Source organism: Belnapia arida (genome assembly GCF_016773205.1).
Taxonomy (GTDB): Bacteria; Pseudomonadota; Alphaproteobacteria; order Acetobacterales; family Acetobacteraceae; genus Belnapia; species Belnapia arida.
In genome coordinates this window covers 49,553-63,646 of sequence record NZ_JAETWB010000011.1, presented here as the reverse complement: position 1 = coordinate 63,646, position 14,094 = coordinate 49,553, and the positions used below count along the sequence as shown (strand labels likewise).

The window sequence follows — 14,094 nt, the reverse complement described above, 5'->3', positions numbered from 1 at the left end:
ATGGATCAGGTTCTCGCGGGGCGCACAGCGCTCGTCACCGGCAGCACCAGCGGCATCGGGCTCGGCATCGCGAAGATTTATGCCGAGGCCGGGGCGAAGGTGATGCTGAACGGCTTCGGCAAGCCGGAGGAGATCGCCAAGGCGCGGGCCGAGATCGGTGCCCTGCAGGGCGGCGGCGACGCGCCCTATTCGGCAGCCGACCTCTCGAAGCCCGAGGCAGTGCGGCAGATGGTCCGCGAGGCCGAGGCGGCGCTCGGCAGGATCGACATCCTCGTCAACAATGCCGGCATCCAGTTCGTCGCCCCGGTCGACGAATTTCCGGACGACAAGTTCGACGCCATCATCGCCATCAACTTCGCCTCCAACTTCCACGCCATCAAGGCGGCGCTGCCTGGAATGAAGGCACGCAACTGGGGCCGGATCATCAACGTCGCCTCGGCGCACGGCCTCGTCGCCTCGCCGCACAAGGTCGCCTATGTCTCGGCCAAGCATGCGGTCGTCGGCATGACCAAGACCGTGGCGCTCGAGGTGGCGAAGCTGCCGATCACCTGCAACGCCATCTGCCCCGGCTTCGTCCGCACGCCGCTGGCGGAGGCGCAGGTCGGCCCGCTCGCCAAGGAGCATGGCGTCTCGGAGCAGCAGGCGCTCGAGGATTACCTGCTCGACAAGCAGCCCTCCAAGCGCTGGATCGAGGTGGACGAGGTGGCACAGATGGCGCTCTACCTGGTCGGCCCCGGCAGCGGCGGGGTGAACGGCGCCGCTCTCTCCATCGACGGGGGCTGGCTGGCGGCCTGATGGAGGACGAGGCTTCAGCGGCGATCCCGACGCCGGCGGTGGCGAAGCCGCCGGCGCCCAAGCGGATCAACCTCGCGCTCCAGGGCGGCGGCACGCATGGCGCCTTCACCTGGGGCGTGCTGGAGCGGCTGCTGGAGGACGAGCGGCTGGCGATCGACGGCGTCTCCGGCGCCTCGGCCGGGGCGATCAACGCCGCGGTGCTGGTCCAGGGCCTGGCGGATGGCGGGCGGGAGGGGGCGATCACCGCCCTCGACCGCATGTGGCGCGACGTGGCGGCGCGGCTTGCCGTCAGCCCGCTGCGCAACACGCCCTTCGAGAAGGCACTCTGGGGCTTCGATCTAACCTATTCGGTCGCCTATCAGACCTTCGAGACGCTGACCCGCGTCTTTTCCCCCTACCAGTTCAACCCCTTCCCGATGGAGTTCAACCCGCTGCGGCAGGTGCTGGACGACAACCTGGACTGGCGGCGGCTGCGCACCGACCCTAAGGCGGTGCGCCTCTTCATCTCGGCGACCAATGTGCGGACGGGCAAGCCGCGCGTCTTCACCCGGGCGGAGATCAGCACGGACGTGGTGCTGGCCTCGGCCTGCCTGCCGAATGTCTTCCGCGCCGTCGAGATCGACGGCGAGGCCTTCTGGGACGGCGGCTATGTCGGCAACCCGGCGCTCTGGCCGCTTTACTACGAGCGGGGCGCGCCCGACATCGTGCTGGTGCAGATCAACGCCATCATGCGGGCGGAACTGCCGACCAGCGCCACCGACATCATGAACCGGCTGAACGAGATCAACTTCAACGCTTCGCTGATGGCGGAGATGCGGGCGATCGACTTCGTGCAGCGCCTGCTTGATTCCGGGCGGCTGGAGCAGCCGCGCTACCGCCGCATCTTCCTCCACGTCATCGAGGACGAGGAGCGGATGCGGGAGTTCAAGCTCTCGACCAAGCTGAACGGCGACTGGGAGTTCCTGCAGATCCTCCGCCGCTACGGGCGCGAGGCGGCGGACGGCTTCCTCGCCCGGCATTTCGATACGCTGGGCAAGGAGAGCACGCTCGACATCCAGCGCTACCTTTGAGCCCTGAGCATCACCAGCCGCGCCGGCTGGCCGCGCCGCACCGCGACGATCGCCACCTGACGGAAGCGTCGGCCAAGCACGGCGATGCGTCGCGCATCGCCGCCAAGCAGCAGGTGCCGCTCCTCCCAGCCCCCGGCGCCGCCTGCGCCCTCGGCCTGCGGCAGGCGATGTGCCACCTCGCGCAGCCGAGCGAGCATGCGGTCGTTCCAACCTGTCGGCATCTTCCGGCTCAAGGGGTTCCAGGCGGTGACGAAGCCGCCTTCCCGCGCATCGAGACGCCGCAACAGCGAATCGACCGCGGCGCTGCGCCTGCCGATGCGGGCGTGGGCGCCATCGGCCTCGTAGGTGGTGCGGCGATAGGCGGCGATCAGGCCGGCGGTCATGCAAGCTGGAAGAGCAGGGCCTTCAGGTAGGCGCTCTCCGGCAGCAGCGGATGCACCGGATGATCGGGCCCCGCCCCGCCCTGGAAGAGCAGCCGCCCCTCCCGCCGGGCACGGCCGATGCCCCAGATCACCGCATCGGCGAATTCGCCCGGCGCCACATGATGGCTGCAACTGGCGATGAACAGAAAGCCGCCCGGCGCCACCAGCCCCGCCGCCAGCCGGGCCAATTTGCCATAGGCCCGCAGCGCCGCCGGCTGGTCCTTACGGCTCTTGGCAAAAGCCGGCGGGTCGGCGACCACCATGTCATAGCGGGTGCCGGACTGGCCCATCCGCTCCAGCGCTTCCAGCGCCTCGCCGCGCTCCGCCGAGACGCGCTCCGCCAGCCCGTTCTCCGCCGCGCTCGCCATGGCGAGGTCGAGGGCATGGGCGCTGCGGTCCAGCAGCGTCACCCGCGCGGCGCCGGCCGCGGCGGCGCTGAGGCCGAAGCCGCCGGTATGGCAGAAGGCATCCAGCATCGTGCCACCCGCGGCGAGCCGGGCGACGCGGGCCCGGTGCTCGCGCTGGTCGAAGAACCAGCCGGTCTTCTGCCCGCCGAGCAGGTCAACGGCGAAGCGCAGCCCGCCCTCCTCGGCATGGACCGGCCCGGCCTCGCCGAGCAGCAGCCGCGTCTCCTGCGGCAGCCCTTCGAGCCCGCGCACCGTGGCATCGTTGCGGGCGACGATGAGGCGCGGGCCGGCCAGCCCCTGCAAGGCTTCCACCAGGGCCGGCGTCAGCGCCTCCATCCCGGCGGTATTGGCCTGGAGCGCCAGCGCATCGCCGTAGCGGTCGATGACGAGGCCCGGCAGCCCATCCGCCTCGGCATGCACCAGCCGGTAATGCGGCGCATCGAACAGCCGTTCCCGCAGCGCCAGGGCGGTACCCAGTCGGCCGCGCAGCCAGGCAGCATCGATCGCCGCTTCCGGGTCCCGGTCGAGCCGCCGGGCGGCGATGAGGCTGTGCGGATTGAACAGCCAGGTACCATGGCGTTGGCCGTCATCCCCCTCCAGCCGCACCACGGCGCCGGGCGGCAGCGCCTTGGCCGCAGGCGTCATGACGATCTCGTTGGAGAAGGCCCAGGGATGGCCGGTTTTCACCCGGCGGTCGCGGCCGGGCAGCAGGCGGATGAGGGGGTGCGGCATGAGGCGGCGGACCATGCCGCCAGCCGCCCCGCCTGTCCATGCGGGTTGCGGCCGCCGCGCCTTCGGGGCCCAATGCCGCCATGCGCATCGCCCGAGACCTGCCGACCCTCCGCCATGCCCTCGACGACCTGGGCCCTGTCGCCCTGGTGCCGACCATGGGGGCGCTGCATCCCGGCCATCTCTCCCTGCTTGCGGCGGCTCGGCGCGAGGTGGGCGAAGCCGGCACCCTTGTCGCCTCGATCTTCGTCAACCCGCTGCAATTCGGCCCGGGCGAGGACTTCTCCCGCTATCCGCGGCAGGAGGAAGCCGACCTGGACAGGCTACGCGAGGCCGGCTGCGACCTCGCCTGGCTGCCGGGCGTCGAGGCCATGTATCCGCCCGACCGCGCGACCACCATCCAGGTCGAAGGTCCCGCCGAAGGCTGGGAAGGCGCCGCCCGGCCCGGCCATTTCCGCGGCGTCGCCACGGTCTGCGCCAAGCTCTTCCTGCAGACCGGCGCGCGGGTCGCCGCCTTCGGCGAGAAGGACTGGCAGCAGCTCCAGGTGATACGGCGGATGGTGCGGGACCTCGACCTGCCGGTGCGCATCCTCCCCTGCCCCACGCTGCGCGAGGCAGATGGCCTCGCCATGTCCTCCCGCAACCGCTACCTCGACCCGGAGGCGCGCAGCCGGGCGGCGGCGCTGCCGGGCGCGATGCGGGCGGCGATCGAGGCGATGGCCCGCGGCACTTCCCCTGCAGCGGCACTGGCAACGGCGCGGGCGGGGCTGGCGGCGGCCGGCCTCGCCCTCGACTACCTCGCCCTGGTGGAGCCGGAAAGCCTATGCGAGGTCGAGGCACCGCCGGGCCGGTTGATCGCCGCCGCGCGGCTCGGCGCGGTGCGGCTGCTCGACAACATGCCGGCCTGAGCATAGCCGCGCAGCGAGGCCGAGCATGGCAAGGGCGATGGGCGCCTCGTTCAACCGGATCGGCCCGAGCCGCAGCACCAGCGCCGGAAACTCGGCCTCCAGCTCCCGCGCCCCGGGGTAGGCAACGGCGGAGAGCTGGACGCTGAAGAAGACCACCGGGCCGAGCGCCGCTCCGCACACATCGCCCTGCCGCAGCGCATTCAGGCCGAGCGCACCGAGCAGCAAGCCGAGGCTGATGTCGTCGCATCATGGGAAGGCGCGTGCGCCGGCCAGCGCGGTTTGAAGAAATGCGTGCCGTTCCAGCCGATGAGGACGCCGTTCAGCGCCGTCGCAAAGTTCAGCGCGGCGAGCAGGCGCCCGCCGTGCATCAGCCGAACAGCCAGCGCAGCGAGCGCCGCAGCGCGGTGGTGCCGTACTGCTCGAACCAGCGGCCATGGGCGAAGATCACCCGGTCCGGCTCCAGGGCCAGCAGCCGCTCCGCCGCCCGGGTCGCGGCACGGCGGCGCCAGCGGATGATGGCACGCAGGTAGGGCGGCGGCATCCCGTCCGGCGCCAGGCTGCCGAAGAGCCGGGCGACGGGCCGCAGCAGCGCCGGCAGGCGCGACGCCTCGAGGTTCAACACCAGATCCGTCAGCACCAGCGTGCGGCTCGGCTCGTGGAAGAGGGCAACCTCGTGGAAGCCGAAGCCTCCCGGCACGGTAACGAGGGTGATTGCCCCGCCCCAGGCCGCGGGTGGGCTCGGATGCAGGTCGTAGTCGAGCCGCACCCGGCTTCGCCGCACCTGGCCACGCTGGCGCAGTCCGGGCGCCGCCCAGGTCACCGCCTCGGGGAAGGCATCCTGCCAAGCCTCGAGGAAGGTCCAGTGCGCGATGTTCGGCGCCACCAAGTGCCGCACCGGGCCAAGCCCGGCGATCGCCTCGCCGAGCGCGGGCGAGAAGCGCGTCGGCGAATGCAACAACAGGCTGCCATCCGGCAGGCACAGCACCGTCATCCGCACCGGCAGCTCGGTGCCGAGCGGGCCCCCCATCAGGCTGTCGACGATATGCACGCCTTCCGCCACCGGCTTCGGCACATCGAGCGGCGAATAGCCGGGCGGCGCCTCTGTGCCGAGGAGGCGTGGGCCGCTCGCCGCCCGATCCTCGCTGAACGCGACCACCGCCAGTTCGGCGAGGCCGAGACCGATGAGCAACGCCCGCGCGCTGCCTGGCTGGCGCCGCAGGGCGAGCCCGGCGCCGAGCAGCGCCGCCCCGCCCAGGGCATCGAGCCCCAGATGCTGCCGCATGGTGAGACGGGGCGTCAGCCCCATCTCGTAGTCCGTCACCGCCGAGTAGGAGCTGTGATAGGCCGCCGCCGCGCCGAGCACCCCGCGCACCGGCGGCGGCAGCGCACGCGAGGCGGCGAGGCCGCCCAGCATCGCCGCCACGCCATAATCGATCAGCCCATGCTGCCGGCTCGGGATCAGCATGGTGCGCTCAGTAGAACCAGTAGCCGGTTGCCTCGTAATTGGCCGTCGCCCGGGCCGCGAGGGCGTACCAGTCGATCGGCTCCTCTGCGACGGGCGCCGGGGCCGGCCCCGCCACCGGGACTTCCGCTACCGGGACTTCTGGCACCGGCGCGGCGGCGGGCGGCGTGCCGCCGAGCGGCACGTAATCCACATCCGTCACCGTCAGAGTCGTGTCCGGGCTGTTGTTGAGCACGCCGATGACGTTGTTCATCCCGCCATGGTCGTAGTCGCGCGGGACGTACTCGCGATCGATCGCGGTCACTTGGCCATCGATCAGCCAGGTCAGCTGCCCCGGCTCCCAGACGAGCTGGTAAGTGTGGAACACGCCGCCCTTGACGCCCTCATGGAAGTGCACGCGGATGGCGTCCTCGCCATTGTTGTTCCAGTGCAGCGTGGCGTATTGCCGCCCGCTTCCATCATTGGCGACCTCGGCGAGGTTGATCTCCTGTCCAGGCCAGTTGTTGTCGCCAGGCCAGAGGATGATGGCGGACCCGGGCATGTTGCCATCGAATTTCGCTGTCACCGTGTAGGTGCCGTAGCCGTGGCCCGAGGTGATGGCTTCGGCCGGCTCCATCATCCCGGCATTGCCGGTGAGCGTCACCTGGCCGGGGACGGAATAGTCGGCGCCCCAGTTGTCCGTCAGTGCCCCATGGCGAACGTCGAAGCTTTCATGGAAGGGCACGTCGGTCTCGATATCAGTCGTTGCCATCATCATTGTCCCGGTCTTGCCGCTGCCGTCCTGGCTGGCGGCTTCCGTCCACAACGCGTGGCAACCGGAAGGGTGCCTGCATGGCAGGCGGAACGAGGCATGGCAGGCGGATCGCGCGGCTACATCCGCCTCAGCCAGACCTGCTCGATCGAATGGTCGTGTCCCTTGCGCAGCACGAGCCGCGCACGGTGCCGGGTCGGCTGGATGTTCTGCTGAAGGTTCGGCAGGTTGATGCTGCGCCAGATGCCCCGCGCCACCTCCTTCGCCTCGTCGAGCGGCAGGTCTCGGTAGTGGTGGAAGTAGCTGTCGGGGTTGGGGAAGGCGATCTTCTGCAGCAGGAGGAAGCGCTCGATGTACCAGGCCTCGATCTCGCCGATGGCGGCGTCCAGATAGACCGAGAAGTCGAAATAGTCCGAGGCGACGACCGGCGCCCCCGCGGCGTGCTGGAGGACGTTCAGCCCTTCGAAGATGACGATGTCCGGCCGGCGCAGCACCTGCATCTCGCCGGGGATGATGTCGTATTTCAGGTGCGAGTAGACCGGCGCCGCCACCTCCGGCTGCCCCGCCTTCAATGCGTTGAGGAAGCCGAGCATGCGCTTCAGGTCGTAGCTCTCGGGGAAGCCCTTGCGCCGCATCAGCCCCCGCTCCTCCAGCACCTTGGTCGGGTGGAGGAAACCGTCCGTCGTCACCAGCTCGACGCGGGGATGGTCCGGCCAGCGGGCGAGGATGGCGCGCAGCACGCGGGCGAGCGTGCTCTTTCCCACCGCCACGCTGCCGGCGATGCCGATGACATAGGGCGGCGGCGCCGCCTGGTGACCGAGGAAGGCATCCTGCGCCATGGCCAGCCGCCGCGCTGCCCGGACCTGGAGGTTCAGCAGGCGGGAGAGCGGCAGGTAGATCTCCTGCACATCGGCCAGCGAGACGGTCTCGTTGAGGCCCTTGAGCGCGGCGATATCGGCTCGCGTCAGGGAGAGCGGCGTGCTGGCCCGGAGCGCCGCCCAGGCAGCGCGGTCGAAGACCCGGTAGGCGGGTTCGGCAAGGGGCGGGTCCTCGGGCGGCGGCACGGCGTCCATGGGGGCCATCGTGTCATGCGTCGGCGAATCCGGCCAGGGCACGTACCTCGGCCGGACTGCGGCCGGCCTCCCGCAGGGCACGGAGGCTCGGCGCCCCATCGCGCTTGGCGAGGCGCCGCCCCGCCGCATCGGTCAGCAGCCGGTGATGGGCATAACGCGGCTCCGGCCATCCCAGCAGCACCTGGAGCAGGCGGTGCAGATGCGTCGCCGGCTTCAGGTCCAAGCCGCGGGTGACAAGCGTCACGTCCTGAAGCGCGTCGTCATGGGTCACGCAGAGATGGTAGCTGGCCGGCACCTCCTTTCGTGCCAGCACCGCATCGCCGAATTGCGTCGGGTCGCAGCGTACCCGCCCCTCCCCCGCCTCCTCGAAGGACAGGCCGGCCGGGGCGAGGGCGAGGGCCGCCGCCATGTCGAGCCGGAGGGCATGGGGCTCGCCAGCCGCGATCCGCGCCCCGCGCGCCGTGGGGGCGAGGTGCCGGCAGGTTCCCGGGTAGAGTGGCCCGTCCGGCCCCTGCGGCGCCGCGCCGGCGGCCGCCACCTCGCGCGCGATCTCCGCCCGCGTGCAGAAGCAGGGATAGAGCAGCCCGAACGTCGCCAACCGATCGAGCGCCGTCCGGTACTCCGTCATGTGCCGCGACTGCACCCGCACCTCCCCCTCCCAGTCGAGGCCGAGCCAGGCTAGGTCCTCGAGGATCGCCGCCGTGAATTCCGGCCGGCAGCGCGTGCCGTCGATATCCTCGATCCTGAGCAGGAACCGCCCGCCGGCCCGGCGCGCTGCGCTCCAGGCCGTGAGTGCGGCATGGGCATGGCCGAGATGCAGCAGGCCGGTCGGGCTCGGTGCGAAGCGGGTGATGACAGCCATGGCTTGCCGGGGTAGCGGGTCGGGCGGCAGAGGAGCAAGCGGCGATGGCAGGCCTCGACGGACCTCGATTCGGCGCCCAGCCGGGCCGGGCGCGGCAGCTGGTGGTGGTGTTGCACGGCCTCGGCGCCGATGGGCAGGATCTGATCCAACTCGCCCCCGACTGGGCAAAGGCGCTACCTGAGGCCGCCTTCATCGCCCCCGACGCCCCGCATGCCTGTGACATGGCCCCCTACGGCCGCCAATGGTTCAGCCTCCAGGACCGCACCCCAGCCGTAATGGCCGTCGGTGCGGCCCAGGCGGCCACTGCTCTCGGCACGCTGATCGAGGCGGAGCTTGCCCGATTCGCCCTGCCGCCCGAGGCGCTGGCGCTGGCCGGCTTCAGCCAGGGAGCGATGATAGCGCTTCAGCTCGGCCTCCGCCGGCGCCCCACACCGGCCTGCATCCTCGCCTATTCCGGTGCGCTGCTCGGCCTGGACGTGCTGGCGGCCGAACTTGCCGGGAAACCGCCGGTGCTGCTGGTCCATGGCGAGGTGGACGACATCGTCCCCGTTGCCGCCAGCCGCATGGCGGAGGCTGCGCTGCGTGCGGCCGGCGTTCCGGTCGAGGCGCTCTATCGTCCAACCCTGCCCCATGCCATCGACCCGGCCGGGATCGAGGCCGGCGCCCGCACCCTTGCCCGGGCCTTCGGCATGACAGCGGGATGAAAGAAAGTCGCCAGCCTGTTGCGCCGCGGCAACCGGACTGGCAAGAATGCGCCTGTAGATCGGCGGCGCCACAGAATATGGGGCCTTTCCGCCGTGACAGGCCCCATGGCTTGTTGGCACCGCACCGAACAGGGAGCGGCGCTTGCCTGACGGCGATGGCTATCTCACCGGGTTGATCCACCGGGCCTCCTTCCGCAGGGAAGGACGGCCCCGATGACCCATGTGTCGAATCTCCAGACCCTGGTGCTGAATGCGGACATGCAGCCGCTCAGCTGGGGTCCTCTTTCCGTCTGGTCCTGGCAGGATGCGCTGGTCGCCGTGCTGCAGGACCGGGTGAACCGCATCGTCGACTACGAGGTCGAGGCGCATTCGGCGAGCCAATCCTTCGCCATCCCCTCGGTCGTCGCGCTGAAGCGCTTCCACAAGCGGCGCAAGGTTGCCTTCACCCGCTATCATGTATTCCTGCGCGACCGGTTCAGCTGCCAGTATTGCGGCGAGACCCTGCCGGCGAAGGAGCTGACCTTCGACCATGTGGTGCCGCGCAGCAAAGGCGGCGTCTCCTCCTGGACGAATGTCGTCACCTGCTGCCAGCGGGACAACCTGTTCAAGGGCAGCCGCTCGCTGCGGGAGAGCGGCCTCCGCCTGCTTTGCACGCCGATCGAGCCGACGCCGCACCAGATCGACGAGGCGGCCAAGCGCCAGGCGCCGCGCGAGAAGCTGCACCGGACCTGGCAGGACTTCCTCTACTGGGATGCGAGCCTCGAAGCCTAGCCGCGGCCCATCGCCGGCCCATGCGGGTCATGCGCGACGCGCCGCAGCCGCCAGCCGAGGCCGAGCAGCACCGCCCCGGTCGCCACCGCCTGGATGGCGACCAGCCAGATCAGCGCCAGCAGCCCCGCGCCCGGCGCTGCGATCATCCAGGCACCGATGAAGACCGAGATCGCCCCGAACAACCCCATCAGCACGCTGCCGAGGCGGAAGGCCATCACCAGCCGCACCACTCCGGTGACGACCGACCAGGCCGCCACGAGGAAGACCAGCCCGATCGCCGAGGCAACCGGCGCCAGCAGCAGCGCCGCCGCGGCGACGAGCGAGAGGATGCCGTCGACCCAGAACCAGGCGCCATGCCGCTCCGGCGGCCCCTTCACCGCCTGGTACAGCGTGCCGGCCCCGTCCAGCGCCATCCAGGCCGCGAGGCAGCCGAGGATCACCGCGAGACCGAGCCCCGGCACCATGAAGGCGAGCAGGCCGAAGAGGATGGCCAAGACGCCGCGCAGCATGAACATCCACCAGCCGCGCGCCATCAGCCGCACCAGAGGGAAGCGGCCGGTGAGGGTCATCGGGCCGGGTTGGGTCGGGGTCGGGGTCAGGGCCATGGGGGCTTCCCTTGCTATCCGCGCACTGACGCGCCGCGGCGGGTCGCGATCATGCACCGGTTGGTGACAAATCCGTAGGGGATGGGCGAAGCACGCGCCTCCGGGTAGATGGAGGCGCAACGGGGGAGGGCAAACTCTCCCTAGCCGGCAGGAGCCCGCCCGAGAATGAGCACCACCCTTCCGCCCGAAATAGCCCCGGGAGCGCTCGACGACCAGACCGCCGCCCGCGTCGAGGCGCTGATCGAGGAGGAGGAGGGCGCGCAGAACCGCTTCTCCGGCTGGCTCGGCTGGGTCGGCACCGGGGTGGCGCTGGCGATGGCGCTTTTCCACCTCTGGGCCGCCTGGGACATCGTGCCGACGACGACGCTCCGCTTCGTCCATGTCGGCTTCGCCATGGCGCTCGGTTTCCTGCTCTTCCCCGTGGCGAGGCGCTTCCGCCACCGCTTCATGCCGTGGGACTGGGCGCTGCTCGCCGCCGGGATCTACGTCACCTGGTACCTCATCGCCGGCGGCGACGACCTGCTGGACCGCTACGTCTTCCCCGAGCCGATGGATCTCGTCATCGGTTGGATCCTCGTCGTCCTGGTGCTGGAAGTGGCGCGGCGTGCCACCGGCTGGGTGATGCCGGTCGTCGCCGGGCTCTTCATGCTCTACGCCTTCTTCGGCAACCTGCTGCCGCCGCCCTGGCGCCACCAGGGCTACGGGACCGACCGACTGATCCCGCACCTCACCATCACCCTCGACGGCATCTTCGGCACGGCGGTCGATGTCTCGGCCAGCCTCATCATCCTCTTCACCATCTATGGCGCCATCCTCCAGCTCAGCGGCGCGGGCAAGTTCTTCGTCGACTTCTCCTTCTCCGCGACGGGCGGCAAGGCGACCTCGGCGGGGCGGACGGTGGTGCTCTCCTCCTTCCTGCTCGGCGGGCCTTCCGGCTCCGGCGTCGCCACCACCGTGACGCTCGGCACCGTCGCCTGGCCGATGATGCGGCGCGTCGGCTACCGGCCGGACGATGCGGGCGGGCTGCTCGCCGCCGGCGGGCTCGGCGCCATCATCTCGCCGCCGGTGCTCGGCGCCGCGGCCTTCCTGATCGCCGAATACCTCAAGATCGGCTATCTCGAGGTGCTGCGCATGGCCGCCGTGCCGACCGTGCTCTACTACGCCTCGCTCCTCTTCATGGTGGAGCTCGACCAGCGCCGCATCGGCGCGAAGCACGCCGCGGCCGGCACGGAGCGCGAGGTCATCTCGGTCGAGAGCCCCTGGGCGCTGACGAAGAAGTACGGCTTCCACTTCTCCTCGCTGCTGGCGATCGTCGTCTTCATGGTACTCGGCTACTCGCCGACGCTCTCCGTGCTCTACGCCATGGTCGTCGCCGTGCTGCTCTCCTTCCTCCGGCGGGACAGCGCGCTCTGGCCCCGCAAGCTGGTCCAGGCCCTGGCTTCCGGCGCCATCCAGTCGGTCGGCATCGCCGCGACCTGCGCCTGCGCCGGCATCATCGTCGGCGTCATCACCCTGACCGGGCTCGGGCTGAAGTTCAGCGAGATCGCCATCCAGGCCGCCGGCGGCAACCTCGTCATCACCGCGCTCTACACCGCGCTGATCGTCTGGATCGTCGGCCTCGCCGTGCCGGTGACGGCCAGCTACATCATCTGCGCCGTGGTCGCAGCACCGGCGCTGATCAAGCTCGGCGTGCCGGACTACGCGGCCCACATGTTCGTCTTCTACTACGCGGTGCTCTCCGAGGTCTCGCCGCCGACCGCCCTCTCGCCCTTCGCCGCGGCGGCGATCACCGGCGCCGGGCCCTACCGGACGACGCTCCAGGCCTGGAAATACACCCTGCCCGCCTTCGTCCTGCCCTTCGTCTTCGTCACCGACCCGGACGGCGTCGGCCTGCTGCTCGCCTTCAAGCCGGGCATGGGCTGGGGCGACGTGGCGCTGCAGATCTTCCTCGCCGCGGCCGGCCTCGCCGCCCTCTCCGCCGCCTGCCAGGGCTTCGCCCGGCGGGCCATGGCGGGGTGGGAGCGCGCGGGCTTCGCCGTGGCGGGCCTGCTGATGATCTTCCCGGCGCTGGTCGAGGCGGCCTTCGGCGATGCGGTGCCGGCGCCGCATTGGATTGGCGTGGCGCTGGGCGCCGTGCTGCTGGCCTTGCAGTGGCGGAGCACGTCACGCGCAGCGACAGCTTGATGCGGGAGGGGCTTTGCCCCTCCCGTGCTCCTCCCGCCGAAGACCGAAGGACTCTTCGAAATCGGGAATTACAAGGCGCGATAGGCGATGTCGCGGCGGCAGAAGCCTTCTGGCCAATCGATCGCATCGGCCGCCTGGTAGGCGGCGTCCCGAGCGGCCCTCACGGTCTCGCCAACCGCCGTCACGCCGAGCACACGACCGCCATTCGCCAGCACCGCCCCCTCGGGCCCCGGCACCGTCCCCGCATGGAAGACCAACACCCCGGGCACCGCCGCCGCCCGGTCCAGCCCACGGATCGTCGTGCCGCGGCGATAGGCCCCCGGATACCCCTCCGCCGCCATCACCACGCAGAGGCTTGGCCGCGCATCCCACTCCAGCGCCACCTCGCCAAGCCGCCCCTCCGCCGCCGCCAGCAGCGCGGCCAGCAGGTCGGAGCGCAGCCGCACCATCAGCGCCTGGCATTCCGGGTCGCCGAAGCGGACATTGAACTCGATCAGCTTCGGCCCAGCCGCGGTCAGCATCAGCCCGGCGAAGAGCACCCCGCGGAAGGGCGTCCCCCGCCGCGCCATCTCGGCGAGGCTCGGCCGGACGATACGCTCCATCGCCTCCGCCTCCAGCGCCGGGGTGAAGGCGGGCGGCGGCGAATAGGCGCCCATGCCGCCCGTGTTCGGCCCGGTATCGCCATCGCCGACGCGCTTGTGGTCCTGCGCAGCGCCGAGCGCGACGGCCCGCTCCCCGTCGCAGAGGGCGAAGAAGGAGATCTCCTCTCCGATCAGGCATTCCTCGATGACGACGCTCGCCCCGGCCGCGCCATGGATGCGGCTCTCCATGATGTCGGCGATGGCCGCCTCCGCCTCGGCGACGCTCGCCGCGACGACGACGCCCTTGCCGGCCGCCAGCCCATCCGCCTTGACGACGATCGGCGCCCCGCGATCCCGGACATAGGCCCGTGCCGCCGCCGCATCCTCGAACCGTGCCCAGGCCGCGGTCGGCACCCCGGCGGCATCCGCCACCTGCTTGGTGAAGGTCTTGGAACCCTCCAGCGCCGCCGCCGCCTGGCTCGGCCCGAAGACCTTGATCCCGGCCGCGGCCAGGGCATCCGCCAGCCCGAGCGTCAGCGGCGCCTCCGGCCCCACCACCACGAGGTCGACTGCCCTCTCTCGTGCCGCCGCAACCAGGCCGCTTACGTCCTCCGCCCCAACCGGCAAGCACTCCGCCACCGTTGCGATCCCCGCATTCCCCGGCGCGCACCAGAGCTTCGCCAGCTTGGGCGAGCGGGCGATGGCCCAGCACAGCGCATGTTCCCGTCCGCCGCCGCCGACCACCAGCACCTTCATCGCCGCACCCTCCA

At 70.9% G+C, this 14,094-nt stretch carries 16 protein-coding genes; 6 read left to right on the top strand and 10 right to left on the bottom strand.

The window, feature by feature from the left end; translation table 11 throughout:
* Positions 1 to 795 carry a 3-hydroxybutyrate dehydrogenase gene (locus JMJ56_RS19205; RefSeq protein ID WP_202833389.1) on the top strand — a complete coding sequence of 265 codons (795 nt, stop codon included), beginning with the start codon at positions 1 to 3 and terminating at the stop codon, positions 793 to 795.
* Complete coding sequence (locus JMJ56_RS19200; protein ID WP_202833388.1) at positions 795 to 1,865, top strand: patatin-like phospholipase family protein; 1,071 nt, start codon at positions 795 to 797, stop codon at positions 1,863 to 1,865. Before JMJ56_RS19205 ends, JMJ56_RS19200 begins: the two co-directional genes overlap by 1 nt.
* Here JMJ56_RS19200 and JMJ56_RS19195 read toward each other — a convergent pair.
* On the bottom strand, positions 1,856 to 2,248 hold the full coding sequence (locus JMJ56_RS19195; protein ID WP_202833387.1) for a DUF3293 domain-containing protein: 393 nt from the start codon (positions 2,246 to 2,248) through the stop codon (positions 1,856 to 1,858). The genes JMJ56_RS19200 and JMJ56_RS19195 overlap by 10 nt on opposite strands.
* Positions 2,245 to 3,441, bottom strand: coding sequence for a class I SAM-dependent rRNA methyltransferase (locus JMJ56_RS19190; protein ID WP_202833386.1), 1,197 nt, complete (start codon positions 3,439 to 3,441; stop codon positions 2,245 to 2,247). Before JMJ56_RS19190 ends, JMJ56_RS19195 begins: the two co-directional genes overlap by 4 nt.
* Before the next feature lie 65 nt (positions 3,442 to 3,506).
* On the opposite strand from JMJ56_RS19190, the gene panC reads away from it, so the two are divergent.
* Entirely contained in the window at positions 3,507 to 4,331 is an 825-nt protein-coding gene (panC, locus tag JMJ56_RS19185) for a pantoate--beta-alanine ligase (protein ID WP_202833385.1), read from the top strand.
* Here the strand turns inward: panC and JMJ56_RS19180 are convergent.
* From JMJ56_RS19180 to gluQRS, 6 genes are all read right to left on the bottom strand, one after another.
* The gene (locus JMJ56_RS19180; protein WP_202833384.1) at positions 4,245 to 4,556 is read right to left on the bottom strand and encodes a hypothetical protein; all 312 of its coding nucleotides are present in this window, start codon (positions 4,554 to 4,556) and stop codon (positions 4,245 to 4,247) included. The genes panC and JMJ56_RS19180 overlap by 87 nt on opposite strands.
* A complete protein-coding gene (locus JMJ56_RS19175; RefSeq protein ID WP_202833383.1) occupies positions 4,532 to 4,699 on the bottom strand; it encodes a hypothetical protein in 168 nt (55 codons plus the stop codon). The genes JMJ56_RS19180 and JMJ56_RS19175 overlap by 25 nt, the downstream gene beginning before the upstream one ends.
* Positions 4,699 to 5,796, bottom strand: coding sequence for a DUF4336 domain-containing protein (locus JMJ56_RS19170; RefSeq protein ID WP_202833382.1), 1,098 nt, complete (start codon positions 5,794 to 5,796; stop codon positions 4,699 to 4,701). The genes JMJ56_RS19175 and JMJ56_RS19170 overlap by 1 nt, the downstream gene beginning before the upstream one ends.
* Positions 5,797 to 5,803: 7 nt before the next feature.
* Positions 5,804 to 6,544, bottom strand: coding sequence for a family 16 glycosylhydrolase (locus JMJ56_RS19165; protein WP_202833381.1), 741 nt, complete (start codon positions 6,542 to 6,544; stop codon positions 5,804 to 5,806).
* 119 nt (positions 6,545 to 6,663) lie between these two features.
* Positions 6,664 to 7,626 carry a type I pantothenate kinase gene (coaA, locus tag JMJ56_RS19160; protein ID WP_202833380.1) on the bottom strand — a complete coding sequence of 321 codons (963 nt, stop codon included), beginning with the start codon at positions 7,624 to 7,626 and terminating at the stop codon, positions 6,664 to 6,666.
* Positions 7,627 to 7,630: 4 nt separating this feature from the next.
* Positions 7,631 to 8,479 (bottom strand): tRNA glutamyl-Q(34) synthetase GluQRS, encoded by an 849-nt coding sequence (gene gluQRS / locus JMJ56_RS19155; RefSeq protein WP_202833379.1) that lies wholly within the window; start codon positions 8,477 to 8,479, stop codon positions 7,631 to 7,633.
* 44 nt (positions 8,480 to 8,523) lie between these two features.
* On the opposite strand from gluQRS, the gene JMJ56_RS19150 reads away from it, so the two are divergent.
* Entirely contained in the window at positions 8,524 to 9,183 is a 660-nt protein-coding gene (locus JMJ56_RS19150) for an alpha/beta hydrolase (RefSeq protein WP_202833378.1), read from the top strand.
* 213 nt (positions 9,184 to 9,396) lie between these two features.
* Positions 9,397 to 9,954 carry an HNH endonuclease gene (locus JMJ56_RS19145; RefSeq protein WP_043362017.1) on the top strand — a complete coding sequence of 186 codons (558 nt, stop codon included), beginning with the start codon at positions 9,397 to 9,399 and terminating at the stop codon, positions 9,952 to 9,954.
* Here the strand turns inward: JMJ56_RS19145 and JMJ56_RS19140 are convergent.
* Complete coding sequence (locus tag JMJ56_RS19140) at positions 9,951 to 10,559, bottom strand: HdeD family acid-resistance protein (protein ID WP_202833377.1); 609 nt, start codon at positions 10,557 to 10,559, stop codon at positions 9,951 to 9,953. The two genes, JMJ56_RS19145 and JMJ56_RS19140, sit on opposite strands and share 4 nt — an antisense overlap.
* Positions 10,560 to 10,724: 165 nt before the next feature.
* Between JMJ56_RS19140 and JMJ56_RS19135 the strand changes: the two genes are divergently transcribed.
* The gene (locus JMJ56_RS19135; protein ID WP_202833376.1) at positions 10,725 to 12,743 is read left to right on the top strand and encodes a TRAP transporter permease; all 2,019 of its coding nucleotides are present in this window, start codon (positions 10,725 to 10,727) and stop codon (positions 12,741 to 12,743) included.
* A 68-nt stretch (positions 12,744 to 12,811) separates the two neighbouring features.
* On the opposite strand, the gene purD is transcribed toward JMJ56_RS19135, so the two are convergent.
* A complete protein-coding gene (purD, locus tag JMJ56_RS19130) occupies positions 12,812 to 14,080 on the bottom strand; it encodes a phosphoribosylamine--glycine ligase (protein ID WP_202833375.1) in 1,269 nt (422 codons plus the stop codon).
* Between the last annotated feature and the right edge of the window lie 14 nt (positions 14,081 to 14,094).